Source organism: Rhizobium sp. Root482, from assembly GCF_001426565.1.
Taxonomy (GTDB): Bacteria; Pseudomonadota; Alphaproteobacteria; order Rhizobiales; family Rhizobiaceae; genus Pararhizobium.
The window spans coordinates 400,905-424,363 of record NZ_LMFA01000026.1 but is presented as its reverse complement, the minus strand read 5'-3'; the positions used below and the strand labels follow the sequence as shown (position 1 = coordinate 424,363).

Here is a 23,459-nt window from a genome sequence, read left to right as displayed (position 1 = left end):
GGAGGCGGGACGGGTGAGCGGAAGAGGCAGAAGCCTGTCGCCAGCCCTCAGCGGGGGCAGGCGTCGATGTAGCGTCTGCCGTGACGGTCGCGATAGTAGCACCGGCCGGGCTGTCCTGCGACGTTGCCGATGACGGCGCCTGTAACGCCGCCGACCGCGGCACCGACAGCAGCGCCACGCACATTGCCGGTGACCGCTCCACCGATCACCGCACCGGATGCAGCACCGATGCCCGCGCCGCGCTCCGTGGATGTGCATCCCGTGACGGCAAGCATTCCGAGGAAGAGGAGAAGAAGGGAAGTTCTTTTCATGGAATTACCCTATATCTGTGTTGTAGACGGTCGCACCGTAACATTGCGTGCGTCACAGTCTATAAGCGATATTTAGCATCCTTAAGAAAATTTCAGCGATTTTCGCGAAATACCGGGCAGAGAGCAATATTGTGTAAGCTTTGACATGCAAGTAACTGCTGATGAAAGCCGGGGGCCGGACATGGACGACGAAACAGGGAAGATAAACGTGCCGTCTGTTTCCGAGGCCAGCCTTGACGATTTTCTTCCGCTTTCCCCGGCGGAAGCCGAGATCGTCGCCAATGTGCAGGGCACCGGCCTCGATCGTATCGGCGACGGTCTTCGGCCGCAAGAGGCCGATCCCCAGCGTTCCGTGCGCGCCGAATTCCTGCGCTTTCTCATCCTCAAGGACAGCGGTTCATCCCGGCAACGAAGGGGTCTCAAGCTCGGCGGGGCCTGGATAACGGGCGTCCTCGACCTCGAGGGTTGCCGCATCCCCCGGGATATCGGCCTGAAGGACTGCCATTTCGAATCTGTTCCCGTCCTGCGCTCGGCAATTATCGACAGCCTGTTTCTCGACGGCTCCCGGTTGCCGGGGCTGCGGGCGGAGCGGCTGGAGGCGCGTGGGTCCGTATCGATGAAGAGCGCGGTCTTCACCGGGGCGGTCAGGCTGGCCGGCGCGCGCCTCAGCGGGGCGCTGGAAGCCGACGGGGTCTGTCTCGACCTGCCCGGCGAGACGGCGCTGGATGCCGGCGGAATCGAGGCGCGCGGCAGCGTCCTGCTGCGCGGGGCCGAGGTGACAGGCGGCATCAATCTCTCCTCGGCAAAGCTGGGCGGGGGCGTGAATGCGGCCGGCGTTCGGATAGAACGGCCGGATGCCGTCGCGCTGAATGGCGATGCCCTCGTGGTGGAGGGCCATTTCATTCTGAGTGGCGCACGCGTCTCCGGCGAGGTCCGTCTGGTGGCCGTCCGGGTTGGAGGAGATGTCAACTGCACCGCCGCACGCCTTTCTCAGCCCGGGGATTTCGCGCTGCGGCTCAATCACGCAGCGATCGCGGGTGCATTCGTGCTGCGACAAGAGGCGGTGGTCGATGGTGTACTGGACCTGACGGCCGCTACCGTCGGGGCGATCGACGACGACCGGCAGAGCTGGCCGAAGAAAGGTGATCTGTTGCTGAACCGCTGCCAGTACGGCGCCTTCATCGGTGGTCCCGTCGATGCAGGGAGCCGTCTTGAATGGCTGGCGCGACAGACCGCGGTGCGCTGGGACACGGATTTCTGGCCGCAGCCCTACGAACACCTGTCGGCGGTCTTTTCCGATATGGGGCACGACGAGGATACGCGGGAGGTGCTGATCGCCAAGGAGCGGTTGCTGCGTCGGGCCCGCCGGGCGCGCACGCGCAGTTGGCTCTTGCGCTTTGCCCTCACGCTCCGCGATGGCATTCTGAACATAACCGTGCGCTATGGCCGGCAGCCGCTCTACGCCTTCATCTGGATCATTCTGTTTTGGGTCACCGGCATCGGGGTCTTCTTCTTCGCCTACGAGAGCGGCGCAATGAAGCCCAACAGCCCGGTTATGCTGCGCTCGCTGGAATGGACGATGTGCAACCTTCCTGAAACGGAACAGCGTTACATGCCCTCCAGCGGCCAGACCATGCTCGGTCGCGCCCGGGCCGGGCAAACGCAGCTCGCTTGCTTCCTCGATCAACCGGAGGCATCCAGCTATCCGGAGTTCAATGCCGGCATGTATTCGCTCGATGTCCTCCTGCCCGTCCTGTCGATCGGACAGAAGGAGTTCTGGCGGCCGGACTCGATGAAGCCGGGCGGCACCTTCGCGCTGCGCTACTATTTCTTCCAATCGGTCATCGGCTGGGCGCTTGGCCTTCTGGCGGTCGCCGGCTTTTCCGGGCTGGTGAAGTCCCGCTAGGCGCTCAGGAGCGGAAGAGGCGGCTGTACTGGGTCTCGTGCCAGGCGCTTGCCATGGCCATGGCCGGCGCGGCATTGCCGATCTCCTCATCGCTCAAGGACGCCGCCTTTTGCGCTGCGCGCTCGATCACCGGGGGGCTTGCGACGAGAATGCGCTGGCCGGCCGTATGCCCCAGCGGCACGAGCCGGATGGCGGCCGTCACCTGGTTCTCGATGACGCTCCACAGGAGACCGCGCAGCGCGGCTTGCGGGTCGATCTCCCAATGGGTCGCGGCGAGCGCAAAGGCGGCGGGGAAGCCGAGTTTCCGCTCCGTGAGCGTTTTGGCGTCGGGTACGTCGAGTTCCTGGAGGAGGCGAAGCAGGGATTCACCCATCCGCCGGTCCTCAAGCTCGATCTCGCGGCTTTCGCGCGCCGACGAAAGCCAGGTGTCGGCTTTCAGGAAAGCAGTCTGGTCGCCTGCCTGCAAGGCCTGCATCATGCGCCAGAACAGGGCTCCGTCGAGCGCTGCGTAGCTATGCTCGATGAGGCCGAAAATCCAGGATGCTGCCGACGCCTCGTCGTTCACCGTGCCGGCATGGACGGCCCATTCCAGGGCGCGGGAATAGGAGAACGCGCCGACCGGCTGGCTCGGGCTGACGAGCCGGAGCAGGTGGATCGGAATGCCGCTCTCGGCGATGCCGGATGAATCTGGAGCGTGCTGCACCGGCGGGAAACTCAAAAGGAGCCGAATGTCGCGCCCAGGATGAACACGGCGACGAGTGAAATGATGACGCTGACGATCACGGTCATCACCATGTCGAAGTAGCTGCCGGCATGGGTCTGCTTGCTGATCTGGAGCAGCAGCAGCACCGTGCCGTTATGGGGCAGGGCGTCGAGTGTGCCGGCGCTGATGGTCGTCAGGCGGTGCATCAGCTCGGGGTTGATGCCATACTCGCCGGCAAGCCGCATATATTCGCTGCCGAGCGCATCGAGCGCGATCGCCATGCCGCCCGAGGCCGTTCCCGTCAGGGCCGCCAGCGAGTTCATCGCGACGACCAGCGACACGAGAGGACCGCCGGGAATCTCCAGCACCGCGTCCCGGACGACGGCGAAGGCAGGCATCGCCGCGACGACCGCGCCGAAGCCGACGAGGCTCGCCACCGTCATGATCGGCAGAACTGCGGAGTTCGCGCCGGCATCGAGGCTCTCGCGCAGGCTGCCGAGGCGCCCGTAATTGACCGCGATGGCGGTGACGATCGCCGCAGCCAGCGCGATCAGGACCGCCCAGACGCCGATCGTGGAAGAGATGTTGATGCCGAGGGCCGCTTCCGCGGCGGAGAAATCGATGCGCGGCAGCACCACCAGCGCCATGAGAAAGTTGACGGCGATGACGACGGCGAGGGGCAGGACGGCAAAGAAGAAGGACGGGGCCGTGTCGCTGCGCTGGCCGTGCGTCAGCTCGTTCGGATCGAAGTCCCCGGAAACGGTCGCCTGCTCGCGCACCTTCTCGCTGATGAGGACGGCACCGTCTTCGTCATCGACATAGCCTTCGCCGGTTGCGCGCGCCTTCGCCTCGATGCGTGCCAGCCACCACAGGCCGAAGGCGAGGGTGATGATGGACGCGATAATGCCGAGGCCGGGAGCGGCGAAGGTCGTCGTGCCGAAATAGGGCATCGGGATGGCATTGTTCGTCGAGGGCGTCCCCGGCATCGCCGACATGGTGAAGGTGAACGCGCCAAGCCCGATCGCCGCCGGCATCAGCCGTGTCGGGATATTGGCGGCCTTGAACATTTCGCGCGCCATCGGAACCAGCACGAAGAACGCCACGAATACGCTGACGCCGCCATAGGTAACGACGGCGGAGGCGAGAACCACCGAAAGCATGGTCCGCTTGACGCCCAGCTTCTCCGTCAGGAAGCGGGCGATCGACGTGATGGAGCCACTGTCATCCATCATCTTGCCGAAAATACCGCCCAGCAGGAACAGGGGAAGCCATTGCGCCACGAAGCGTGCCGTGCCGCTCATGAATGTCGAGGTCCAATGCGGCAACAGGGGCTCGCCGGAGATGAGGGCGGCGATGAGCGCCGCGGCAGGCGCCAGAAGCAGCACACTCCAGCCGCGATAGGCAAACCACATCAGGAGGGCGAGCGCGAGCAAAATTCCAAACAGCCCCATGAGCTTTCTTCCTATTTTGTTCGTTCAACAGCCACGCCTGGAAAGTAAGCGAAAGGCATTGAAGCATTTTCTGGTTGTATAGTTCAAGCGGGAACACGGTACCGGTCCGGCACGAGCCTTGTTTTTTCCAGCTGCATTCGATGTCGATGACCTGTCAGGGCCTCCTCTGTCCGGTCGTGCCGCCGAAAAGAGTTCCGTCGGGCAGGAAAATGGTCAAGGGAAGCGCCACGGCGCTTGTCGCCACGGCCTCGGCGAGACTGGCGGGGGAAAGTGTCGTGTTGCCGCTGACGAGGGCGTTGCGGGCCATCCGGCTGTTTTCGACAAGTTTCGTCATCGCCTCGGACTGGGCGAATACGGTGTGGCCGCCGCCGTCCACACGCGAGACATCGATGACCGTGATGCCGCTGCTTTGCAGAAGGGCGATGTCGTGGACATTGCCAACGCGCGGGTGTCCGCCGGCCAGGAAACGCGACAGGCCGATTGCGCGGTCGCGCTGCGAGACCAGAATGGTGAAGGGGACGGGCAGCGCGCCGATATCGGCGAGCTGGCTGTCGAAGACATCGACATCGATATCGGGCGCAGCCAGGACAACGCCGCCGAACCGCTTGAACGTGGCGGATTTCCCGCGAAGCGCCAGTGTTCGCAGCGCCTCCATCGTCGCAAAGGCGCCCATCGAATGGGCGACCAAAACCACGTCCTTCGCTTTCGTCTGCGCGGCCAGTTCGATCGTTTCGGCAAGCCCGTCACGGGCGAAGATCGCGCTGTCGCGGTCGAACACATAAAGCGGCAGCGAGCCGGCAGACGGCCAGGCATAGTGCAGTGGCACCGATTGGATTCCAAAGTCGGTGACGATCTGCGCCGTCCGGAAAAGGCTCTCCGAAATGTTGTTGTTGTAGCCGTGGACGAAAATGAAGATTTCCCGATTGTGTGACGGAAGCCGCTCCAGTGCGGCGTTGATCTCGGCAATGAGCCGCGCGCGGCCGTCTATGTCACGGTATGTCGCGGTGAAATGATGCCGGGGATCGTTTCCGCCGACAGGAACCTCGCCCAGACGCCGGCGGGCTGGGGCGGTGACGTCGAAACGGGCGAAATTGAGCGTCAATGACCGGTCGGCTGAAAACGGTCTGGCAGCGATCATGGTCTTCTGCCTGTTCGTCGCAAGAAAGACGGGCGTCGCGGATCCCGTCTCCGCGGGCAAGCCGGCGGGCTGCAGGCCAGTCGGCGCGCGCTGCATCGTGCAGGCGGTCAGGATCATGGCGGCGCAAAGGGCGATCAGCCGTGGCATCAGCCTGCCTTTGCATCGACCGATCGGGGCAAACGGGGTCACCTTGGCTGTTCGGCAAGCGCGGTTGCCTCGAGAACGACCTCCCGGTCATTGCGCATCACGAGGTGGCCGGTATCGTCGATATCGGCCCGCGTGATCGTCTCGAGGGATCGCAGTAGGGCATCTTCCTGCGCCTGCACCGGATTGAGGCACAAACGGCGGGTGGAGACGACCTGGGACACCTGCACGGAATCTTCCTTGATGCTGATGGTGCCGACGAAGCGGTTGCAGCCGGCGTCGCCCGTCAGCTTTCCGTCCTGGCTGATCTCGACGGTTGCCAGCACGCCCGGCACCGCGTCGTTTCCGACGATCCGGGTGAGCTTCCAGGCTCCGACGATGGCAGGCCCGCTCGTTTGAGCCCAGGCCGTTCCGGCGGCCGCGAGCAGCATCACCGTTGCTCCGGCAAAGTCCCGATATCTGAAATTCATGTCGCCTCCTGGCTCAATCCGGTCGGTTTGCAGTGCGGCGGGAACCGCCGCACTGGCCCCGTCGCGTCTTATCTGCCGATGCAGATATGCCCGCGCGCACCGTGGAAGCAGATGCTGCCCGGGCCAGGGCGATGGTTGCCCGACACGCGGTCGAGGAAGCGGGAACTGACCCATCCGGTGCGTCCGCGGCGCGGCTGCACCTGACACCAGCGCAGTGAACGGTCGCACCGGTTCACACGCACGCGCTCGCGGGCATGCACGCGACCGATCGTCCGGAAGTTGGTGCCCGGTCCCGAGCGAAGATGGACTGTGCTGGTGACGACCGCCGAGGCAGCCTGGGCTTCGGCCATACCCGCAAGCGCCACTGCGCCGAAAACGATGGCAATCGAGAGCACTTTCTTCAGAAACATGCGCTTTCCTCCAATTCGACCTGTGCTGGAGCCCGCGACGCCGGCTCATGGCGTGATGAGGTCAGTGAACACTTCGCTTGGCAAGGTTATTTTTCGCCCTCCGTGATTTTCGGTGTGACGAACTTCCCGATTTCTTAACAACTTGCCGTGACGACACAGATGGTCCTGGTCTATTGGACGATGGCGCTCAAGGCCGTGGCGGCCGCATACCAGGTCATGCCGTGATCGAAGGCGCCCGTTTCGAGAAAGCGCAGCGTTTCCATGACAACGACGGGATTGAACATCATGAATGTATGTGTGGCATGCACCACGAGGTGGTCGGCCGCACCGTCCAGGCGCGTGGACGCCACCGTGACCTTGCCGTCGTTCGGCCCTTCGAGGATGGAATTGTAGATCGGGTTGAGGGAGATGTCGCCGGCGATGATGCCGAGGGGGAAATCGGGTTTCGGCAGGGTTTCCGGCGTGGCGTTTCGACCCGTCCCCAGTTCCAGACCTGCCGGCCCGTTGATCCAGTGGAAGGGCGGGAGGTCGCCGAAGACATCGACGATTTCAGACCCGTGGTTGGGTGGCGCGAGCATCACCACGCGCCCCAGCCTTTCGGGCCGGTGGCCGGCAAGCCAATGCCGGACGAGGATGCCGCCCATGGAATGGGTGACGAAGTTCACGCGGCGCGTCCCGCATTCGGCGACCGCCGCCCCGACATGGACGGACAGCCCGGCGATGGTGTCTCTCGTGGAGGGGTGGTCCCTGTTGACGACGTGGTAGCCCTTTGCGGTCAATATCGTTTCGACAAGCCAGAACGAACCGCTGCCGCGCGCAAGTCCGTGCATGAGGACCGCGCATTCGCCGGTTTCCTGCTGTGCCCTCACCGGCAAGGGCGGGAGCAGGCAGGCAAGGGCGAGGAGGACGCGGATCGCGCGAAAGGCCGAGCGGCTTCGGTGAGAGACCTCACGCATCCGGAACCTCGGCCGTCTTGTTCGCCAGGATCGCCGCAAGCCAGCCTGCCGAAGGTGAGCCTTCGCAATAGACGACGAAGGCGATCAGCACCGGCACGCCGATGAAGGCTCCCGAAACGCCCCACATGAAGCTCCAGAAGAACACGGCGAAGATTACCGCGAAGGGGGAGAGCGCCAGCGAGGCGCCGGTCAGCCGCGGCTCCAGGTAGCTGCCGATCACGAACTGGATGACATTGAGGCAGGCAAAGATCACGACGGCCATTTCCCATGATCCGAAATGGCCGACCGCAAAGATCGTCGGCAGGGTGGTGGCGACCAAGGGGCCGATAAACGGGATATAGTTGAGGGCGAAGGCGATCGCGCCCCAGGCGGCGGCTAGTTCCAGGCCCATGCCCAGCGTGAACACCCAGACGACGAGGCCGGTCAGCACGCTGGCGGCTGTGCGTACGATCATGAAGCGGCGGAGCTTGGCGGCGATGGTGCGGTTGGCGGCCAGAATGCGGCTGCCATGAGGTTGCGCTGAGGGCGAGGCGAGACGTGTGCCGAATTCGTCCACTTCCAGCAAGCCGAGCATCACGAAGATCAGGACGAGCATCGCAAAGCCCGCGAAACTGTTCAGCCGGCCGGCCATGCTCTGCATAAAGCCGACGAGCCAGCGCACGTCGAACCGGTCCGACAGGGTGCCCATGACGGGAACGCCGTGCTGTTCCAGCCAGTCCGCCCAGACCGTATAGATCGCCTGTAGCCGCTCGGCGTTGAGGAACAGCCAGTGGCCGAGCTGGGTGAGGCCCCAGGCGACTGAGGAGCCGAGCGCCAGGATGGCCGCCATCGTCAACGACAGGGTGATGAACAGCGCGACGAGGCGTGGCAGCTTTCGCTGCAGGGCCAATTGGCATGGCCACATGAGCGCGATGATGAGGAGTGAAAAGAAGAGCGGCGCGAAGATCGGCTGCGCGAGGCGAAAAAGGGCGAGAACGAGGATGCCGGTGCCTATCGCGCCAAACATGCCTCTATTGCCAGCGCGAACCATATCAACCTCGAAGATGTTTCATGCAAAGCCAGGCGCGGGAGGCTCGTACCTCCAGCGCCTGGTCAAAGAGCGGCGCAGGACCGGTCAACCGGAAGCCTGCTGTGCCTGCTGCAACGCGTTGCGCAGCACCTGTTCCTTGCCTTCGTCGAGGGATGTCTGCAGAACCTCCCCGCCGTGGGACGAGATATCCTTCAGCACCTTGTCGGCCGTCATGCTGCGCACCAGCACGAAGAGGGCGGCGTTGCCCCCCTCGAGCTTGTGGGCAAGCTCCTTCATGAAGGCATCGTTGATGCCGACATCCGTCAGCGCTCCGCGGATGGCGCCGGACGCCGCGCCGACGGCAACGCCGAGCAGCGGATTGAGGAAGAGGATGCCGATCAGCAAGCCCCAGAAGCTGCCCGTGGTGGCGCCGGCGGCCGTCGTGTTGAACAACTGGTTGAGCTTGATCTTGCCATCGGCGGACTTCGTGGCGATGACGGCATCGCCGACGGTGATCAGATATTCCTTCTGAAGTTCGAAGATACGCTGGCGGACTTCTTCCGCCTTTGCCTCGCTCGGATAGACGATTGCAACAAGATCAGACATTTCCGCCTCCTCTATTGAATTTCCTATCCGTCTAGTGGAAGCAAATTTCCTCTCTGATTGCAATGTGCAAACGCTGCCGTCGGCAATGTCGCCGGAAAGTATCTTAAGATTCCCATACTGCGCCCGGCAACGAGAGAAAATCCGGCAGAAATGCTTGAGCGGTTTGCGTCCGGAATTTCGTGGGAACAGGAAGACCGAGCTTTCTCGCTTCGAGGAAAAGCCGAAACGCTCTCGATCAATCGAGGACCTTGCCTGTTCGTCACGGGACGTGGCGTGTATCCACCGGTGCAGGTCCCTGTCCGAGAGAGCGGGTGAGGAGGAGCCCGATCGCCCTTTCGCCGTCGAGCGTCGTGCTCGGGGCGACCGGCTGTCGTGGACAAGCAGGCTGCCGGGACCGGCATGATTTAGGGACTGGATCGTACCGGCGGGGAGTGCCATCATGCGCCATTGTCGGCCAATGAATAGCGAGGGTGCCATGAGCTTCGAATTCCCCTATCAGCCCGTCGACAGTCTGCGCCGCAAACTGCTGATCGGCTCGCTTGCCTCGACGGCGGTCTTGGCGCTGATGCCGTTGGCGGCGAAGGCGCAGGACGCCGCCACACCAGACTCTGCAAAGACCGCGCGCGAGGCCGTGGACACGGTTCGCGAGGCGATCCTGCGCATATCGCGCGAGGTCTGGAACACGCCTGAATTGTCCCTGCACGAGGAGCACTCTTCCGAAATCCATCTTCGTGAGCTGCGTGCGGCGGGCTTCACGATCGTCAGCACGGGAACGTCGGGCATCCCCACGGCCTTCCTTGCCGAATGGACGCAGGGCGAGGGCGGCCCGAAGATCGGCTTCCTGCCGGAATACGACGCGCTTCCGGGCCTCGGCAACGCGGCCGAACCGCGCCAGACGCCAGGACCGGCCGGGGTAGAGGTCGGTCATGGATGCGGCCACAACATGCTCGGCGCAGGCTGCACCGGCGCGGCGCTGGCGCTCAAGAAGATGATGATCGACGGCGGTCATCCCGGGACGATCCGGGTCTATGGTTGCGCGGCGGAGGAAACGCAAGGCGCGAAGGTCTACATGGCTCGTGACGGCCTGTTCGACGATCTCGACGCGGCCCTTGCCTGGCATCCCGGCCCGATGAACGCCACGGGGCTGTTGCGCACGGCGGCCGTCAACATGCTTCGCGTGCGCTATACCGGGCGCACGGCCCATGCCGGCGTCGATCCGTGGGAAGGGCGCAGCGCGCTCAAGGGTGCTGAGCTTTTCGGCACCGGCGTCCAGTTCATGCGCGAGCATCTCAAGCCGACGACCCGGCTACATTACGCCTACACCGACGGCGGCGGCGCGCCCAATGTCATTCCCGACACTGCCGAGGTTCTGATCATGATCCGTGATCAGGATCGCACGGAGGTGGACGAGGTGACGGCCTGGGTAAGGGACGTCGCGAGCGGTGCGGCGACATCCACCCAGACGACGGTTGCCGTCGACCATTTCTTCGGCATGCATGACCTTCTGCCGAACGAGACGCTCGTCCAGCGCCTGCACGACCACATGACGGCGCTGCCGCTCGAATGGACCGAGGCCGAGCAGGTCTTCGCCAAGACCTGCCAGCGCGAGATGGGGCTGCCGGAGGCGGGCCTGATGCCGATCGTCATGCCCATCCTTCCGGAAGTCACGACCGGCGGCAGCACCGATGTCGGCGACGTCAGCTACAACACGCCGACGGGCCTCTTCGCCATCGCCACGATGCCGATCGGCGTCGGGCTGCACACCTGGCCCGTAACGGCCTGCGGCGGTACCAGCATTGGTGACAAGAGCTCCATCCTCTCCGCTGTCGTGATGGCGGGCGTCGGCTACGACCTGATCGTCGATGCTGACCTGCGCGCTGCCGCCCGGGCCGATTTCGAGCGCCGCAAGGCCGGCCGCAAATATGTGTCCCCGTTGCCGAAGGATCGCGTTCGGCCCGACGGCATTCCGCCCCACCTGCTGATACGCAGCGGGGTTGATGAATTCGCAGCGGGATACAGGGAAAAAAGCCCGTAAGGGTTTGTGATTTCGGCTCGCATCTGTGCGGCAACGCGGTGGGGAGTTAATCGGAACGCCCCCTGCAGCCGGTAAATCCAGCATTTTGCCCTCCCGCCGGGCCTCGTTCGCGTAGCTGTGTCTAATGCGCCAGAAGACGTCGGCTCGATGCCGGATGCGCATAAGGACTGGCGGCGGCGAAATGGTCGTCGCTCAGACCGAAGATCGTCCACATTGCCGGTTGCCGGGCAAGCGGCAGCGCGGCGCGAAAGCGATCCCCAAGGAAGCAGCCGACCACGACAGCCACATCGTTGCACAAGGATGCCGGTCGCGAGGACGCTGGTGCGGTCCACCCCATAACCCGTTCGATGAGGTCGAGCACCTCGGCGGCGAGCGGATATCTTCCCTGCCACCACACTCCGGTTTTCCGGAAATGCCTTAGGATTCCGAGGACAGCGGCATGATGTGGAGATGCCCGTATCGTACGGCTCGCTCCGATATCACATGTTCGGCGAAGTGCTGCACATCGCCCGACGGCCCCTTCAGGATACTGACCTCAAGGCAGTTCTTCTCGTCGAGATGGACGTGAAGGCTGGAGACCGTCAGATCGTGATGGCTGTGGAACGTGCTTGTGAGGCGTTTCGCCAGTTCGCGAGCCTCGTGGTCGAAGACATAGCTCAGCACGCCGATGGTATTGCTGAGAGAGCCGGCTTCCAGTGAGGCCTGCTTCAAGCCGGCCCGCGCGAGGTCGCGAATGGCTTCCGAACGGTTCTGGTAGCCGCGCGCCTTGATCATGCGATCGAGCTCTTCCATCAGATCGTCGTCGAGGGTGACGGTTACTCTTTGCATGAAAAATCCTGACTGGCGCTGCCGGCGGGTTTCGAAAGCCCGCTATCGATAGCCCATGGCAAGGCAAGCTCCAACTGCTTTCCGGGGCCCGGCTGGCGTCGAAGAAGGGTGTAAGCGATTTTTCCATAGACATCATACCGTCTTCGTTTCTATCGTGCTGGTGGCATTGTGACCGAACTTGGGGGGTCCGGATGATGGAGACGATGAAGCTGTCCGCTCTTGCAGCGGCTTCCGTTCTTTCCCTGCTGAGCACCCCGGCCTTCGCGACGGGGAAGACCGAGCTGGTGCTGGCCATCGGCGGGGAACCGGATACGGGCTACGATCCCCTGCTGGGTTGGGGGCGCTACGGCCATCCCCTGTTCCAGTCCACCCTGCTCAGCCGCGACGCCGATCTTGCCACGAAGCCCGATCTTGCGCGCGCCTGGAGGCTTTCCGACGACAAGCTGACCTGGACGATCATCATCCGCGAAGGCGTGACCTTTTCGGATGGCGCGCCGCTGACCGCTAAGGATGTCGCCTTCACCTTCACCAAGGCTGCCACCGCCGGCGGGGCGCTCGATCTCAACGCGATGGTGTCCGCCGAGGCGACCGACGACAGGACCGTCGTGATCAGGCTAAAGCAGCCATGGATTACCTTCATGGAGAACTTCTATTCGCTCGGCATCGTGCCGGCAGCGACATATGGCGCGGATTATGCGCGCAAGCCGGTCGGCTCGGGACCGTACAGGCTCGTCTCCTGGACGCAGGGCGAGCAATTGATCGTGGAGGCCAATCCGAATTATTACGGGCGGAAATCTCCCTTCCGCCGCCTGACGTTCCTGTTCACCGGAGAGGATACAAGCCTGGCGGCCGCCCATGCCGGGCAAGTCGACATGGTGTCCGTCCCGGCAGCACTTGCCGATGCCGTCCCGTCCGGCTTCAACGTCGTCGTGGCCGATACCGTCGATAACAGGGGTATTCACTTCCCGATGGCGCCTGCCGAAGGGAAGGAGGATTCCAAGGGCAATGCCATCGGCAACAACGTGACCGCCGATCTCGCCATCCGCCGGGCGATCAATATCGGCATCGACCGTCAGAAGATCGTGGATACTGTCCTCTTGGGCCACGGAACGCCGGCCTATGGCCCGGCCGACGGCTTGCCCTGGTCCAATCCGCAGGCCGTAGTGAGATTCGATCTCGACGCGGCCAAGCACCTGCTGGACGATGCCGGCTGGGTGCCCGGCGTGGATGGCGTGCGGGAGAAGAACGGCCTGCGCGCCGCATTTCCCATCAACTATCCCGCCTCCGATTCCACCCGACAGGCCATCGCGGTCGTTCTTGCCGACTTGCTGAAGCCGCTCGGCATCGAGGGAACGCCGAGCGGCACGACCTGGGAAGGCATCGAGCGCGTCATGCATTCCGAGCCGGTGGCATTCGGGTGGGGCAGCCACAGCCCGCTCGAAGTCTACAGCCTCTATCAGAGCGCATGGGGCGGCGTGGAGTATTACAATCCCGGCTTCTTTTCCGACGCCACGGTCGATGGGCATTTCGAGGCGGCGCAGCACGCATCGAGCCTCGAAGCGTCCTATCCCGAATGGCAGAAGGCCGAATGGGACGGCGCGCGCGGCTTCAGCACGAAAGGCGAGGCCGGCTGGGCCTGGCTGGTCAATCTCGATCACATCTATTTCGTCAACAGATGCCTCGACGTCGGCGAGACGCAGATAGAGCCGCATGGCCATGGCTGGCCGATCACGGCGGGCATCCAGGGCTGGACCTGGACCTGCAATTAAGGAACGACAATGCGATCCTGGAAGGCTTTCGTTCTCGTCCGGCTTATCCGTCTGGCTCTCGTGCTGGCGGGCGTAGCGGTTGTGGCCTTCGTTCTGGTTAAGCTCTCGCCGGTCGATCCGATCGATGCCTATCTCGGGCCGGATATCGCGCGCGTCGGTCCCGAGCAGCGGGCGCTCATCACGGAAAAATGGGGATTGGACCAGCCCGCCGGAGTCCAGTTCGTGAAGTGGCTCTCAAGCATGCTGACAGGCGATCTGGGCTGGAGCGTCACCTACAACGCTTCCGTCGCCGATGTCATTTCGGAGCGTTTCCGTTCCTCCATCGTCCTCATGGGGCTGGCATGGGCCTTTTCCGGGTTCATCGGCTTTTCGCTCGGCATCTGGGCCGGTGCCAATCCCGGCAGCTGGAGCGACCGCATCATCCGGCTCTACGCCTATATCCTGGCGGCGACGCCGACATTCTGGATCGCGATCCTGTTGCTGATCGTCTTCTCCGTCGGCCTGCGCTGGACGCCCGTCTGCTGCGCGGCGCCCATCGGAATGCTGCCTGAAGACGTCACGCTGCTGCAACGCCTCCACCATCTCCTGCTACCGCTGATCGCCCTGTCGATCCTCGGCATCGCGCAGATCGCGCTCCACACGCGCGTCAAGATGATCGAGATCATGCAGTCCGACTTCGTGCTCTATGCAAGGGCGCAAGGCGCCACGATGCTCGACATCGTCCTGCATCATGGCGCGCGGAATGCGGCCCTGCCGGCGATCACCGTTCTCTTCGCCTCGCTCGGTGAGCTTTTCGGCGGCTCGATCCTCGCGGAAACCGTGTTCTCCTATCCGGGGCTGGGAAGTGCCACGATCGAAGCGGGCATCCGCGGCGACGTGCCCCTGCTTCTCGCCATCACTCTCACGGCGACCCTGTTCGTCTCGGTCGGCAATACGATTGCCGACATCCTCTACCATGTGGCGGACCCGCGGATTTCATCTGCAAGCGAAGCCTGGCAGGGGATTGCGGAATGACGGTGGTAGTCGAAAAGCCGCCGCAAACACCGTCGCTCGACAGGGCGAACCCCGCGCTCGTCGCGACGGGGATCGCGGTGCTTTTGCTCGCCGCGGTTCTGCTTGCGGCCTGGCTCCTGGGCTCGTCCGGCCTGGCGAGCGACTTTCAGGCGCGGCTTCAGCCGCCGTCCTGGCAGCATCTCTTCGGCACCGATATGTTCGGGCGCGATGTGCTGGCACGGACGATCAAGGGGCTGGCGCTCAGTCTCCGTGTCGGTTTCCTGGCGGCCGGCATATCGGTCGTCATCGCCACCTGCCTTGCCATCGTGTCTGCCAGCGGCTCGCGTCTGGCAGACAGTCTTGTGTCGCTGTTCATCGACATGACCATGGGATTGCCGCATCTCGTCCTGCTGATCCTGATTTCCTTCGCGCTCGGTGGGGGCACGACCGCCGTCGTCATCGCCGTCGCGGTGACCCATTGGCCGCGGCTGACGCGCATCCTGCGTGCGGAAATCCTGCAGCTGCGCAATGCGGAATACGTCATCGTCTCCCGCAATTTCGGCAAATCGCGCTGGTTCATCGCCAGGCATCACATCCTGCCGCATCTGGTGCCCCAGATGATCGTCGGCTTCGTCCTGCTTTTTCCGCATGCCATCCTGCACGAGGCGGGGCTGACCTTTCTCGGCTTCGGGCTGGAGCCCGGCGAGCCTGCGATCGGTATTCTGCTGTCGGAATCGATGCGCTACCTCCTGGCCGGCAAATGGTGGCTCGGACTGTTCCCGGGTCTGCTTCTGGTGGTCGCCGTCCTGTGCTTCGATATCATTGGCAACGGGCTGCGCGTCCTGACGGATCCGAAGGCAGGACGGCCATGAGCCTGCTCGAGATCGAAAGGCTGACTGTTTCGTTCCACCGCCGCGCCGGCCTGCTGCGCCGGGTCAATGTCGATTGCGTCCGCGACATCTCCCTTGCGGTCGCACGTGGCGAGGTGCTGGCGCTGTTCGGGGCTTCGGGCGCGGGGAAAAGCCTGGTTGCCCATGCGGTCATGGGCCTGCTGCCGGCGAACGCCACCGCCGGAGGCGCCATGCGTTTCGATGGGCGCCTTCTCGACCCACCGGCGCAGGCCGCGCTGCGCGGCAGCCGGATCGCTTTGATTCCGCAATCGATCGGTCATCTCGATCCGCTTGCCACGGTCGGCCAGCAGCTTCGCTGGGCCGCCCGACGCGCGGGTCATCCGATGACGGTGCCGGGAGCGGTGGAAGGGGCATTGTCGCGGTTCGACCTTGCGCCCGCGGTCGCCGCAACCTTCCCGCATGCGCTGTCGGGCGGCATGGCGCGCCGCGTCATGCTGGCGATGACGACGGTGTCTGGCGCCGATCTCGTGATTGCCGATGAGCCCAGCAACGGACTTGATGCCGAAAATACGGCCCGGGTCTTTCGGTGCCTGAAATCCTTCGCCGAGGCGGGAAAAGCGGTCATCGTCATCTCCCACGATCTTTCGGCGGCATTGGAGATCGCCGACCGGGTGGTTCTTCTCCGCGACGGGCAAGTCGCCGCACAGGAGAGGGCCAATGCCTTTGCCGGTGACGGTGAAGCGCTTTGCGCCGCCTATGCCCGCGCGATCTGGAATGCACTGCCGCAGAACGGCTTTTCGCGAGGGCACCATGAAGCTTGAGGCGTCGGCCATCGGCTTTGGCTTTGGCCGCGGGGTGCCTATCCTCGATGGGATCAATCTTGCGATCGAAAGCGGCCGGATACTGGGGCTGACGGGGAAATCGGGGCGGGGCAAGTCGACGCTGGGGAAGATCCTGGCCCGGCATCTTCTCCCGACGAAGGGCAGGGTGCTGATCGACGGCGCCGCGCCGGCTTCCTCAGGCTTCAATCCCGTTCAGCTGATACACCAGACGGCCATCTTCGCCGTCAATCCGCGATGGAAGATCGGCAGGATCGTATCGGAAGCCAATCCGCCCGATGAAATGCTGATGCTGGCGCTGGGTGTCCGGCGCCAATGGCTCGACCGCTATCCTCATGAATTATCCGGTGGCGAGCTGCAGCGGGTGGCGCTGCTGCGCTCCCTGACACCGGGAACCCGCTTCCTGATCGCAGACGAAATCACATCCATGCTCGATCCTATTGCGCAAAGCGAAATCTGGCTCGCTTTGTTAGAGATTTCGGCGCGGCGGGACATTGGCATCTTGGCGATCAGCCATGATCTGGCGCTGCTGGACAGGGTGGCCGTTCAGACGGTCACGCTGTAGCGACCACGCCCCGTTTCCAGGCGTATCGGCACGGCAATGGCAATGGCAATGGCAATGGCCAGGGGAACAGCCACTCCCAGCGCATAGGCAATGGCCGGTCCGGCGGTAGCCCGGATGACGCCGGCGTTTGACATGGCCTCGGGAATGCCGCCTGGTTACGGCGTGCTCAGATAGCTGATGACAGCGTCCGAGATCAGCTGCTTGTGCCGGTCGTAAAGCGCCGGCTCGGAGAGGTCGCGGCGGAAGATGGTGCCGAAGGTGTGTCGGTTCGACACGCGGAAGAAACAGAAGGCGCTGATCAGCATGTGCAGGTCGATGGGGTCGATGTCGCGCCGGAAGCTGCCGTCCTTCTTGCCGCGCTCGAGAATTCCCTCAAGCGTGCGAATGATCGAGACGTTGAGATCCTTGATCTCGCCGGACCGTTGCATATGCGCGGCCTGGTGGATGTTCTCGATGCTGACCAGCCGGACGAAATCCGGGTTGCGCTCGTCATGGTCGAACGTGCTGGCGACGAGCGTCTTCAGCGCTACCACTGGCGTCATGTCGCCGAGTTCAAGATCGGCTTCCAGCGAGCGGATCTTGCGGTAGGCCTTCTCTAGGACCGCGAGATAAAGATCCTCCTTGCTGCCGAAATAATAATAGATCATCCGCTTGGACGTGCGTGTGCGCTCGGCGATCGCATCCACCCGGCCGCCCGACAGGCCATGGGCGGCAAACTCTTCCGTTGCGACGCTCAGAATGTCCTCTTTCGTCTTTTCCGGGTCGTTCTTGCGCGTACTGCGCTCTTGTCTCGGCATGTCGATATTATCCAGATGGGCGTCCAGTCGGGGGCCTGCATGCTCACCCTCCCGGGCATGCAGGCCCGGCATGCAGGCTTGTCCACCGTTCATAGGCGGGTCCGGGCATCGTTTCAACGGTGTGCAATTGACACGAACTAGTTAGTACATTATTCCGATCCATGGAGTGAGGCTTCGGTTTCGACCGGAAAGACGGGAAGGGCTGCAAGCGGTGCCGGCGCGAGAGCTGTCGGCATGGCGTGCGGCGACAAGGATGGAAACTTCCAAGATCATGCGCGCCGGGCTTATCGGCTCCGGCATCCAGGCGTCGCTGACGCCTGCCATGCATATGGCGGAAGCGCGCAGCCAGGGTTTTGCCTATCGCTACGACCTGCTCGACCTCGATCTTCTCGGTGGAGGGACTGAGCGTCTTTCCGCGTTGATCAAGCGGGCGGAGGCAGACGGCTTCGTCGGGCTCAACATCACACATCCCTGCAAGCAGGCTGTCATTCCGCTGCTCGACACGCTTTCCGAGGATGCCGCGACGCTCGGCGCCGTCAACACCGTGGTGCTGCGGGACGGCAAGCGCCACGGCCATAACACCGACTGGTGGGGTTTCGCCGAGGCCTTCCGCCGGCGTCTGCCCGATGCCGAGCTTCGCCACGTCGTGCAGCTTGGTGCCGGCGGGGCGGGGGCTGCGACGGTCTATGCGATCCTGATGCTGGGGGCCGATGCCATGACCATCTTCGACCCCGACGGAGGCCGTGCCGCGGTTCTTGTCGCTGCCATGAAGAAACGCTTTCCATCCGCGCGGATTTCCGCCGGTAGCGATCTTGCGGCGGCGATGGCGGATGCTTCCGGGCTGATCCACGCGACCCCCACGGGCATGGCGAACTATCCCGGCCTGCCGCTGGATGCCGATCTCCTGAATGCCCGCCAATGGGTTGCCGAGATCGTCTATTTTCCGCTCGAGACCGAACTTCTCGCCGAGGCGCGGCGTCGCGGTTGCCGGGTGGTCGACGGCGGCGGCATGGCGGTGTTTCAGGCGGTCGGGGCCTTCGGTCTCTTCACGGGCTGCGAGGCGGATGCCGGGCGGATGATGCGCCATTTCATGGCGCTCACCGGCACCGGCGAGGCTGGCGACATTCGTCCGGGGGCTGTGGGATGAAAACCTCGATCGCGACCGTCTCGATCAGCGGTGAACTGCCCGACAAGCTGGCGGCGATTGCAGCGGCCGGTTTCGATGGCGTCGAGATTTTCGAGAACGATTTCCTTGCCTTCGACGGCAGCCCGGCAGACGTCGGGAAGATGGTACGCGACCACGGGCTGGAGATCACGCTGTTCCAGCCGTTCCGCGATTTCGAGGGCATGCCGGAGCCGCATCGCTCCCGCACCTTCGACCGCGCCGAACGCAAGTTCGATATCATGCAGCAGCTCGGTACCGATCTGGTTCTGGTGTGCTCGAACGTCTCGCCGGTCTCGCTCGGCGGTATAGACCGCGCCGCCGCCGACTTCCACGAACTGGGTGAGCGGGCCGCCCGGCGCGGCCTAAGGGTCGGCTACGAGGCGCTGGCCTGGGGGCGGCATATTTTCGACCACCGTGACGCCTGGGAGATCGTGCGCCGAGCGCAGCACCCTAATATCGGCCTTATCCTGGACAGTTTCCATTCGCTCGCCCGCAAGATCGATATCAATTCAATCCGCTCGATCCCCAAGGAAAGCATCTTCATCGTCCAGCTCGCCGACGCGCCGATGATCGACATGGACCTGCTCTATTGGAGCCGGCACTTCCGCAATATGCCCGGCGAAGGCGATCTTGCCGTAACGGACTTCACAGCCGCGATCGCCGAGACGGGCTATGACGGCTATTTCTCGCTGGAGATATTCAACGACCAGTTTCGCGGCGGCTCCGCAAAGGCGATCGCTGCCGATGGTCAGCGGTCGCTCGTCTATCTAGGCGATCAGGTGCGCCGCCGCCCGGCGTCCTCCAGCCTGACGCTGGCGCCGATGCCGGAACGCGTTGCCGTGTCGGGCATCGGTTTCGTCGAGTTTTCGGCCAATGCGGAGGACGCGGCCGAGCTCGCCAGGCTCTTGCGGACGCTCGGTTTCAGCCGCACGGCGCGGCATCGTTCCAAGCGGGTCGATCTCTACGAGCAGGGCGGCATACGTATTCTCGTCAACACGGAGAATATCGGCTTTGCCAACGCGGCTTATGCGGTGCACGGCACCTCCGCCTATGCAATGGCGCTTGTGGTGGAGGATGCGGCCGAGGCGATGGCACGTGCCGTGGCGCTCGGCGCCGAACCTTTCAGCCAGCCGGTCGGAGCCGGCGAGGTGGATGTGCCGGCGATCCGCGGGGTCGGCGGCGGATTGCTTTATCTTCTCGACGACAAAGCCGATCTCGGTCGCATCTGGGATATCGATTTCGTGCCGCTCGAAGTGGACGGGGACGTCGCGCCGGCAGGGCTTTCCCGGGTCGATCACATCGCCCAGACGGTCGCCTATGAGGAGATGCTGACCTGGCTGCTGTTCTATACCTCGATCTTCGAGGCGGAGAAATCGCCTGTCGTCGATATCATCGACCCGTCCGGCGTCGTGCGCAGCCAGGTGATCCAGAACGGCGAGGGATCGCTGCGTATCACCATGAACGGTGCGGAGAACCGGCGCACGCTTGCCGGCCACTTCATCGCCGAGAATTTCGGCTCGGGCGTCCAGCACATCGCCTTTTCGACGGACGACATTTTCGCGACCGCCGCGGCGCTCAGGGCAAACGGTTTCCAGCCGCTTCACATCTCCCCCAATTATTACGACGATGTCGAGGCGCGATTCGGGCTCGATCCGGACCTCACCGAGCGGCTGAAGGCGGAGAACATCCTCTATGACCGGGACGAGCACGGCGAGTATTTCCAGCTCTACAGTTCGACCTATGGGGAAGGCTTCTTCTTCGAGATCGTCGAGCGGCGCAACTATCGCGGCTATGGTGCTGCGAACGCCATCTTCCGCATCGCGGCGCTGAAGAAGAACCTGCGCCCCGCCGGCCTGCCGAGGAGTTGATCAATGGATGGCAGGATGGCAAGGACGATCGCCAGCGAAAAGGTGGAGTGCATCCTGCGCCCCGCCGACCAACTAGGCGAGACTCCCTTGTGGTGCGACCGCACGCAAAAACTCTGGTGGCTCGATATCGAGAAACCCAAGCTCCAGAGCTTCGATCCATCCGCGCGGTTCCACGAAATCTTTCCGGATCGCGAGGCGACTTATCTCGGCAGCCAAGCGTTGACGGCGTCCGGCGGGCACATTTTGGCGCGCGATCTTTCGCTCCTCTTGCGCGCGCCGGACGGGACATTGGCGCCCTTCGCCGAGGTCGAGACCGGGCTGGACAACCGGCTGAACGACGGGCGCGTCGATCCCTGGGGCCGGCTGTGGATCGGGACGATGGACAACCAATTGCACCGGCCGAATGGCGCGCTCTATCGGATCGATCCCGACCGGAGAGTCGAGCGCATCTTTGGCGACGTCATCGTCAGCAATGGGATTGCCTTTTCGCCAGACGGGCGGCGGTTCCACTTCACCGATACGCGGCGGCATCAAAGCTTTGTCTTCGACATGGACCCGAGCGATGGCGCGATTGTGAACCGGAGGTTATTTGCAGACTATTCGGCGACGGGCGAACGGCCGGACGGCGCCTGCTTTGACGTCGACGGCGGCCTCTGGACTGCGTTTTTCGCCGGCGGCCGCGTGGTCCGCTATGCACCGGATGGGCGTATCGACACAGTCATTCGGCTGCCCGTCAGCAATCCGACCTGCGTTTGTTTCGGGGGAGTGGACTTCCGCACCCTCTACATCACCACCGCCGCCAAATTCCTGACGCCGAAACAACGTGCCGCCCAGCCGCTGGCGGGCGGGCTGTTTGCCGTCGAGGGCGTCGCACAGGGGGTTGCGGAGAACCGTTTCGCGATCTGACACTGAATTGAGGAAGCGCGCGCGACGCGCCATCTGGGAGGATGACGATGCTTTTGACGAAACGGAAATTTCTGGCGGGTTCCGCCGCCGCGCTGGCACTTTGCGCATCGCAGCGGTCCGCCTTCGCCGCGACCCGTCTGCGCTTTGCCGACGTGACCACGGCCGATGCTCCGCGTTCCCTAGCGCTCGTCAATATCTTCGCCAAGGAGATCGGCGCGGACTACGACTTCCAGCCCTATTTCAATTCCACGCTGTTCAAGCAGGGCACGGAACTGGTCGCCGTGCAGCGCGGCAATCTTGAAATGGCGATGTTGCCGCCTTCCGACTTCGCCAAGCAGGCACCCGAATTCGATATTCTCGGCGCGGCCTATGTGGTGCGTGACGCGGCGCATCTGAGCGCCATCTTCGAAAGCGATGTCGGCGAGGAATTTCGCCGGATCGCCCGCGAGAAGCTGCGTGTCGAAATCCTTGCGCCCGCCTACTACGGTGCCCGCCACGTGAACCTGAAGGGCGACCGGAAGATCATGAGGCCGGAAGATCTGGCGGGCGTGAAGCTTCGCATGCCGGGCGGCGAAAGCTGGCAGTTCCTCGGGCAGGCGATCGGCGCGAACCCGATCGCGATGGATTATGCCGAAACCTATACCGGCCTGCAGACCGGGGCGATCGACGCACAGGACAATCCGCTGCCGAACAACAAGCTGATGAAGTTCCACGAAGTGACGGACCAGATCGTGCTGACCGGGCACAATATCGGCTTTGGCCTGCTACTTGTCGGTTCCGAGATATTCGAAGGCCTTTCGCCCGAAGCACAGCAGGGCATGCGGGATGCCGCGAAAAAGGGTTTTGCCTGGAGTGCGGAGGAATATCTGAAGCAGGAGGCGGAGTTGGTCGCCTTCTTCAAGGAAGAGGGGCTCGAGGTCTACGAGCCGGATGTCGCTGCTTTCCGGGCTTATGCGCAGGAGCAGTATCTGAAGTCGCCGCTCTCGGCCGCCTGGCCTGATGGCATGCTGGAGCGCATCAATGCGCTTTGACAGCGCCGTGCCGGCTTCTGCTTCAAGGGATGCGGCCGCTCTTCAGGACGTGGTCGATACCGCTCCTGACATGCTGCTGCAGCATGGCGCGGGCACCATTCACGTCGCGCCGCATTGCCAGCTCGAAGAGATGCCGGTGATCGTCGGTCACCGGCTTGCCACGAAAGCTCTGCGCCAGAAGATGATAGCGAAGGAAGCGATCGAAGGTGGACGACAGGGCGCCCATGAGGACGGCGGAATCGCAGGCGGAAACGAGGGCCTGGTGAAATTCCCAATCGTAGCGCACCCAATCGGCGGTGCGCTGGAGGTCACCCTCCAGCAGATGGCGCTCGACGGCGGAAAGCTTGTGGTGGGCGGCGACGATGCGCGCCTCCCAATCAAGATCGCCGGCGGCGAAAGACAGGCCGACGGCGTGGCTCTCGAGCAGAAGGCGGAGGTCGCCGAGATTTTCCAGTTCCTTGACCGAGACCGGCGCGACCTCGAAGCCGCGTTGCCCCTCGGCCGTGACGAGGTTCTCGGAGGCGAGGCGCGACAGCGTTTCGCGCAGCGTGGAGACGCTGACGGCATAGCGGTCCTTCAACTGGTCGAGCTTCAGCTTCTGGCCGGGCGCAAGGGTTCCGGCGATAATATCCTGGCGTATGAGGCGGAAAGCGAGCTCTCCCGCCGTTTCCAGCCGGTCTGTTTCGTGTCGGGACATGGCTCCTCCTG

The 23,459-nt window shown here is 63.6% G+C and carries 25 protein-coding genes; 11 read left to right on the top strand and 14 right to left on the bottom strand.

Translation table 11 applies throughout. The features are described 5' to 3' along the window. Positions 1 to 47 precede the first annotated feature (47 nt). Positions 48 to 311 carry a YMGG-like glycine zipper-containing protein gene (locus ASD31_RS24905; RefSeq protein ID WP_056340594.1) on the bottom strand — a complete coding sequence of 88 codons (264 nt, stop codon included), beginning with the start codon at positions 309 to 311 and terminating at the stop codon, positions 48 to 50. A gap of 181 nt (positions 312 to 492) precedes the next feature. On the opposite strand from ASD31_RS24905, the gene ASD31_RS24900 reads away from it, so the two are divergent. After that, on the top strand, positions 493 to 2,217 hold the full coding sequence (locus tag ASD31_RS24900; protein WP_056340591.1) for a hypothetical protein: 1,725 nt from the start codon (positions 493 to 495) through the stop codon (positions 2,215 to 2,217). A 4-nt stretch (positions 2,218 to 2,221) separates the two neighbouring features. Here the strand turns inward: ASD31_RS24900 and ASD31_RS24895 are convergent, their stop codons facing one another. The 8 genes from ASD31_RS24895 to ASD31_RS24860 all read right to left on the bottom strand — a co-directional run bounded on the left by ASD31_RS24895 (position 2,222) and on the right by ASD31_RS24860 (position 9,104). Continuing rightward, the gene (locus ASD31_RS24895; protein ID WP_244483957.1) at positions 2,222 to 2,920 is read right to left on the bottom strand and encodes an urease accessory protein UreF; all 699 of its coding nucleotides are present in this window, start codon (positions 2,918 to 2,920) and stop codon (positions 2,222 to 2,224) included. An 11-nt stretch (positions 2,921 to 2,931) separates the two neighbouring features. Continuing rightward, positions 2,932 to 4,371: a GntP family permease gene (locus ASD31_RS24890; RefSeq protein WP_056340587.1), complete on the bottom strand. Its 1,440-nt coding sequence runs from the start codon at positions 4,369 to 4,371 to the stop codon at positions 2,932 to 2,934. Between the two features lie 154 nt (positions 4,372 to 4,525). Beyond that, positions 4,526 to 5,656: an alpha/beta hydrolase gene (locus ASD31_RS24885; protein WP_244483956.1), complete on the bottom strand. Its 1,131-nt coding sequence runs from the start codon at positions 5,654 to 5,656 to the stop codon at positions 4,526 to 4,528. A 38-nt stretch (positions 5,657 to 5,694) separates the two neighbouring features. Continuing rightward, on the bottom strand, positions 5,695 to 6,123 hold the full coding sequence (locus ASD31_RS24880) for an META domain-containing protein (RefSeq protein WP_056340583.1): 429 nt from the start codon (positions 6,121 to 6,123) through the stop codon (positions 5,695 to 5,697). A 68-nt stretch (positions 6,124 to 6,191) separates the two neighbouring features. Next, positions 6,192 to 6,533, bottom strand: coding sequence for an SH3 domain-containing protein (locus tag ASD31_RS24875; RefSeq protein WP_056340580.1), 342 nt, complete (start codon positions 6,531 to 6,533; stop codon positions 6,192 to 6,194). 170 nt (positions 6,534 to 6,703) lie between these two features. Beyond that, positions 6,704 to 7,489 (bottom strand): alpha/beta hydrolase, encoded by a 786-nt coding sequence (locus ASD31_RS24870; RefSeq protein WP_244483955.1) that lies wholly within the window; start codon positions 7,487 to 7,489, stop codon positions 6,704 to 6,706. After that, positions 7,482 to 8,495, bottom strand: a complete 1,014-nt coding sequence (locus ASD31_RS24865) for an AI-2E family transporter (RefSeq protein ID WP_156392797.1) — start codon at positions 8,493 to 8,495, stop codon at positions 7,482 to 7,484. Before ASD31_RS24865 ends, ASD31_RS24870 begins: the two co-directional genes overlap by 8 nt. Positions 8,496 to 8,603: 108 nt before the next feature. Then, on the bottom strand, positions 8,604 to 9,104 hold the full coding sequence (locus ASD31_RS24860; RefSeq protein ID WP_056340574.1) for a DUF1269 domain-containing protein: 501 nt from the start codon (positions 9,102 to 9,104) through the stop codon (positions 8,604 to 8,606). A 475-nt stretch (positions 9,105 to 9,579) separates the two neighbouring features. Here ASD31_RS24860 and ASD31_RS24855 point away from each other — a divergent pair, with 475 nt between their 5' ends. Continuing rightward, entirely contained in the window at positions 9,580 to 11,139 is a 1,560-nt protein-coding gene (locus ASD31_RS24855) for an amidohydrolase (protein WP_056340572.1), read from the top strand. 121 nt (positions 11,140 to 11,260) lie between these two features. On the opposite strand, the gene ASD31_RS24850 is transcribed toward ASD31_RS24855, so the two are convergent. Then, entirely contained in the window at positions 11,261 to 11,536 is a 276-nt protein-coding gene (locus ASD31_RS24850; protein WP_056340569.1) for a hypothetical protein, read from the bottom strand. A 20-nt stretch (positions 11,537 to 11,556) separates the two neighbouring features. Then, complete coding sequence (nikR, locus tag ASD31_RS24845; RefSeq protein WP_056340567.1) at positions 11,557 to 11,967, bottom strand: nickel-responsive transcriptional regulator NikR; 411 nt, start codon at positions 11,965 to 11,967, stop codon at positions 11,557 to 11,559. A gap of 191 nt (positions 11,968 to 12,158) precedes the next feature. Here nikR and ASD31_RS24840 point away from each other — a divergent pair, with 191 nt between their 5' ends. From ASD31_RS24840 to ASD31_RS24820, 5 genes are read left to right on the top strand one after another with little or no spacing between them, the layout of a single operon-like run. Further along, the gene (locus ASD31_RS24840) at positions 12,159 to 13,736 is read left to right on the top strand and encodes an ABC transporter substrate-binding protein (RefSeq protein WP_244483954.1); all 1,578 of its coding nucleotides are present in this window, start codon (positions 12,159 to 12,161) and stop codon (positions 13,734 to 13,736) included. 9 nt (positions 13,737 to 13,745) lie between these two features. Beyond that, positions 13,746 to 14,750, top strand: coding sequence for an ABC transporter permease (locus ASD31_RS24835; protein ID WP_056340559.1), 1,005 nt, complete (start codon positions 13,746 to 13,748; stop codon positions 14,748 to 14,750). Then, the gene (locus ASD31_RS24830) at positions 14,747 to 15,601 is read left to right on the top strand and encodes an ABC transporter permease (RefSeq protein WP_056340557.1); all 855 of its coding nucleotides are present in this window, start codon (positions 14,747 to 14,749) and stop codon (positions 15,599 to 15,601) included. The genes ASD31_RS24835 and ASD31_RS24830 overlap by 4 nt, the downstream gene beginning before the upstream one ends. Continuing rightward, positions 15,598 to 16,401, top strand: a complete 804-nt coding sequence (locus ASD31_RS24825) for an ATP-binding cassette domain-containing protein (RefSeq protein ID WP_056340554.1) — start codon at positions 15,598 to 15,600, stop codon at positions 16,399 to 16,401. Before ASD31_RS24830 ends, ASD31_RS24825 begins: the two co-directional genes overlap by 4 nt. After that, on the top strand, positions 16,310 to 16,984 hold the full coding sequence (locus tag ASD31_RS24820; protein ID WP_244483964.1) for an ATP-binding cassette domain-containing protein: 675 nt from the start codon (positions 16,310 to 16,312) through the stop codon (positions 16,982 to 16,984). The genes ASD31_RS24825 and ASD31_RS24820 overlap by 92 nt, the downstream gene beginning before the upstream one ends. On the opposite strand, the gene ASD31_RS26155 is transcribed toward ASD31_RS24820, so the two are convergent. Next, positions 16,966 to 17,118 (bottom strand): hypothetical protein, encoded by a 153-nt coding sequence (locus tag ASD31_RS26155; protein WP_156392796.1) that lies wholly within the window; start codon positions 17,116 to 17,118, stop codon positions 16,966 to 16,968. The two genes, ASD31_RS24820 and ASD31_RS26155, sit on opposite strands and share 19 nt — an antisense overlap. A 21-nt stretch (positions 17,119 to 17,139) precedes the next feature. Beyond that, the gene (locus tag ASD31_RS24815) at positions 17,140 to 17,781 is read right to left on the bottom strand and encodes a TetR/AcrR family transcriptional regulator (RefSeq protein ID WP_056340773.1); all 642 of its coding nucleotides are present in this window, start codon (positions 17,779 to 17,781) and stop codon (positions 17,140 to 17,142) included. A 253-nt stretch (positions 17,782 to 18,034) separates the two neighbouring features. Between ASD31_RS24815 and ASD31_RS24810 the strand changes: the two genes are divergently transcribed. The 4 genes from ASD31_RS24810 to dctP are packed head-to-tail and all read left to right on the top strand — an operon-like array spanning position 18,035 to position 22,751. Further along, positions 18,035 to 18,928, top strand: a complete 894-nt coding sequence (locus ASD31_RS24810) for a shikimate dehydrogenase (protein WP_056340546.1) — start codon at positions 18,035 to 18,037, stop codon at positions 18,926 to 18,928. Beyond that, entirely contained in the window at positions 18,925 to 20,814 is a 1,890-nt protein-coding gene (locus ASD31_RS24805) for a bifunctional sugar phosphate isomerase/epimerase/4-hydroxyphenylpyruvate dioxygenase family protein (protein ID WP_056340542.1), read from the top strand. Before ASD31_RS24810 ends, ASD31_RS24805 begins: the two co-directional genes overlap by 4 nt. Before the next feature lie 42 nt (positions 20,815 to 20,856). Then, a complete protein-coding gene (locus ASD31_RS24800; protein ID WP_320409417.1) occupies positions 20,857 to 21,720 on the top strand; it encodes an SMP-30/gluconolactonase/LRE family protein in 864 nt (287 codons plus the stop codon). Positions 21,721 to 21,767: 47 nt separating this feature from the next. Further along, positions 21,768 to 22,751: a TRAP transporter substrate-binding protein DctP gene (gene dctP / locus ASD31_RS24795; RefSeq protein ID WP_244483953.1), complete on the top strand. Its 984-nt coding sequence runs from the start codon at positions 21,768 to 21,770 to the stop codon at positions 22,749 to 22,751. A 22-nt stretch (positions 22,752 to 22,773) separates the two neighbouring features. Here dctP and ASD31_RS24790 read toward each other — a convergent pair whose 3' ends face one another. After that, complete coding sequence (locus ASD31_RS24790) at positions 22,774 to 23,448, bottom strand: GntR family transcriptional regulator (RefSeq protein ID WP_056340535.1); 675 nt, start codon at positions 23,446 to 23,448, stop codon at positions 22,774 to 22,776. Positions 23,449 to 23,459 lie beyond the last annotated feature (11 nt).

What these genes read in the sequence shown, in the direction of transcription:
- nikR (WP_056340567.1), bottom strand. Translation starts at nt 11,967, where the DNA reads ATGCAAAGAGTAACCGTCACCCTCGACGACGATCTGATGGAAGAGCTC.
- ASD31_RS24860 (WP_056340574.1), bottom strand. Translation starts at nt 9,104, where the DNA reads ATGTCTGATCTTGTTGCAATCGTCTATCCGAGCGAGGCAAAGGCGGAA.
- ASD31_RS24885 (WP_244483956.1), bottom strand. Translation starts at nt 5,656, where the DNA reads ATGCCACGGCTGATCGCCCTTTGCGCCGCCATGATCCTGACCGCCTGC.
- ASD31_RS24870 (WP_244483955.1), bottom strand. Translation starts at nt 7,489, where the DNA reads ATGCGTGAGGTCTCTCACCGAAGCCGCTCGGCCTTTCGCGCGATCCGC.
- ASD31_RS24810 (WP_056340546.1), top strand. Translation starts at nt 18,035, where the DNA reads ATGGAAACTTCCAAGATCATGCGCGCCGGGCTTATCGGCTCCGGCATC.
- ASD31_RS24805 (WP_056340542.1), top strand. Translation starts at nt 18,925, where the DNA reads ATGAAAACCTCGATCGCGACCGTCTCGATCAGCGGTGAACTGCCCGAC.
- ASD31_RS24865 (WP_156392797.1), bottom strand. Translation starts at nt 8,495, where the DNA reads ATGTTTGGCGCGATAGGCACCGGCATCCTCGTTCTCGCCCTTTTTCGC.
- ASD31_RS24890 (WP_056340587.1), bottom strand. Translation starts at nt 4,371, where the DNA reads ATGGGGCTGTTTGGAATTTTGCTCGCGCTCGCCCTCCTGATGTGGTTT.
- ASD31_RS24830 (WP_056340557.1), top strand. Translation starts at nt 14,747, where the DNA reads ATGACGGTGGTAGTCGAAAAGCCGCCGCAAACACCGTCGCTCGACAGG.
- ASD31_RS24880 (WP_056340583.1), bottom strand. Translation starts at nt 6,123, where the DNA reads ATGAATTTCAGATATCGGGACTTTGCCGGAGCAACGGTGATGCTGCTC.
- ASD31_RS24905 (WP_056340594.1), bottom strand. Translation starts at nt 311, where the DNA reads ATGAAAAGAACTTCCCTTCTTCTCCTCTTCCTCGGAATGCTTGCCGTC.
- ASD31_RS24900 (WP_056340591.1), top strand. Translation starts at nt 493, where the DNA reads ATGGACGACGAAACAGGGAAGATAAACGTGCCGTCTGTTTCCGAGGCC.
- ASD31_RS24815 (WP_056340773.1), bottom strand. Translation starts at nt 17,781, where the DNA reads ATGCCGAGACAAGAGCGCAGTACGCGCAAGAACGACCCGGAAAAGACG.
- dctP (WP_244483953.1), top strand. Translation starts at nt 21,768, where the DNA reads ATGCTTTTGACGAAACGGAAATTTCTGGCGGGTTCCGCCGCCGCGCTG.
- ASD31_RS24875 (WP_056340580.1), bottom strand. Translation starts at nt 6,533, where the DNA reads ATGTTTCTGAAGAAAGTGCTCTCGATTGCCATCGTTTTCGGCGCAGTG.
- ASD31_RS26155 (WP_156392796.1), bottom strand. Translation starts at nt 17,118, where the DNA reads ATGTCAAACGCCGGCGTCATCCGGGCTACCGCCGGACCGGCCATTGCC.
- ASD31_RS24835 (WP_056340559.1), top strand. Translation starts at nt 13,746, where the DNA reads ATGCGATCCTGGAAGGCTTTCGTTCTCGTCCGGCTTATCCGTCTGGCT.
- ASD31_RS24855 (WP_056340572.1), top strand. Translation starts at nt 9,580, where the DNA reads ATGAGCTTCGAATTCCCCTATCAGCCCGTCGACAGTCTGCGCCGCAAA.
- ASD31_RS24840 (WP_244483954.1), top strand. Translation starts at nt 12,159, where the DNA reads ATGATGGAGACGATGAAGCTGTCCGCTCTTGCAGCGGCTTCCGTTCTT.
- ASD31_RS24825 (WP_056340554.1), top strand. Translation starts at nt 15,598, where the DNA reads ATGAGCCTGCTCGAGATCGAAAGGCTGACTGTTTCGTTCCACCGCCGC.
- ASD31_RS24790 (WP_056340535.1), bottom strand. Translation starts at nt 23,448, where the DNA reads ATGTCCCGACACGAAACAGACCGGCTGGAAACGGCGGGAGAGCTCGCT.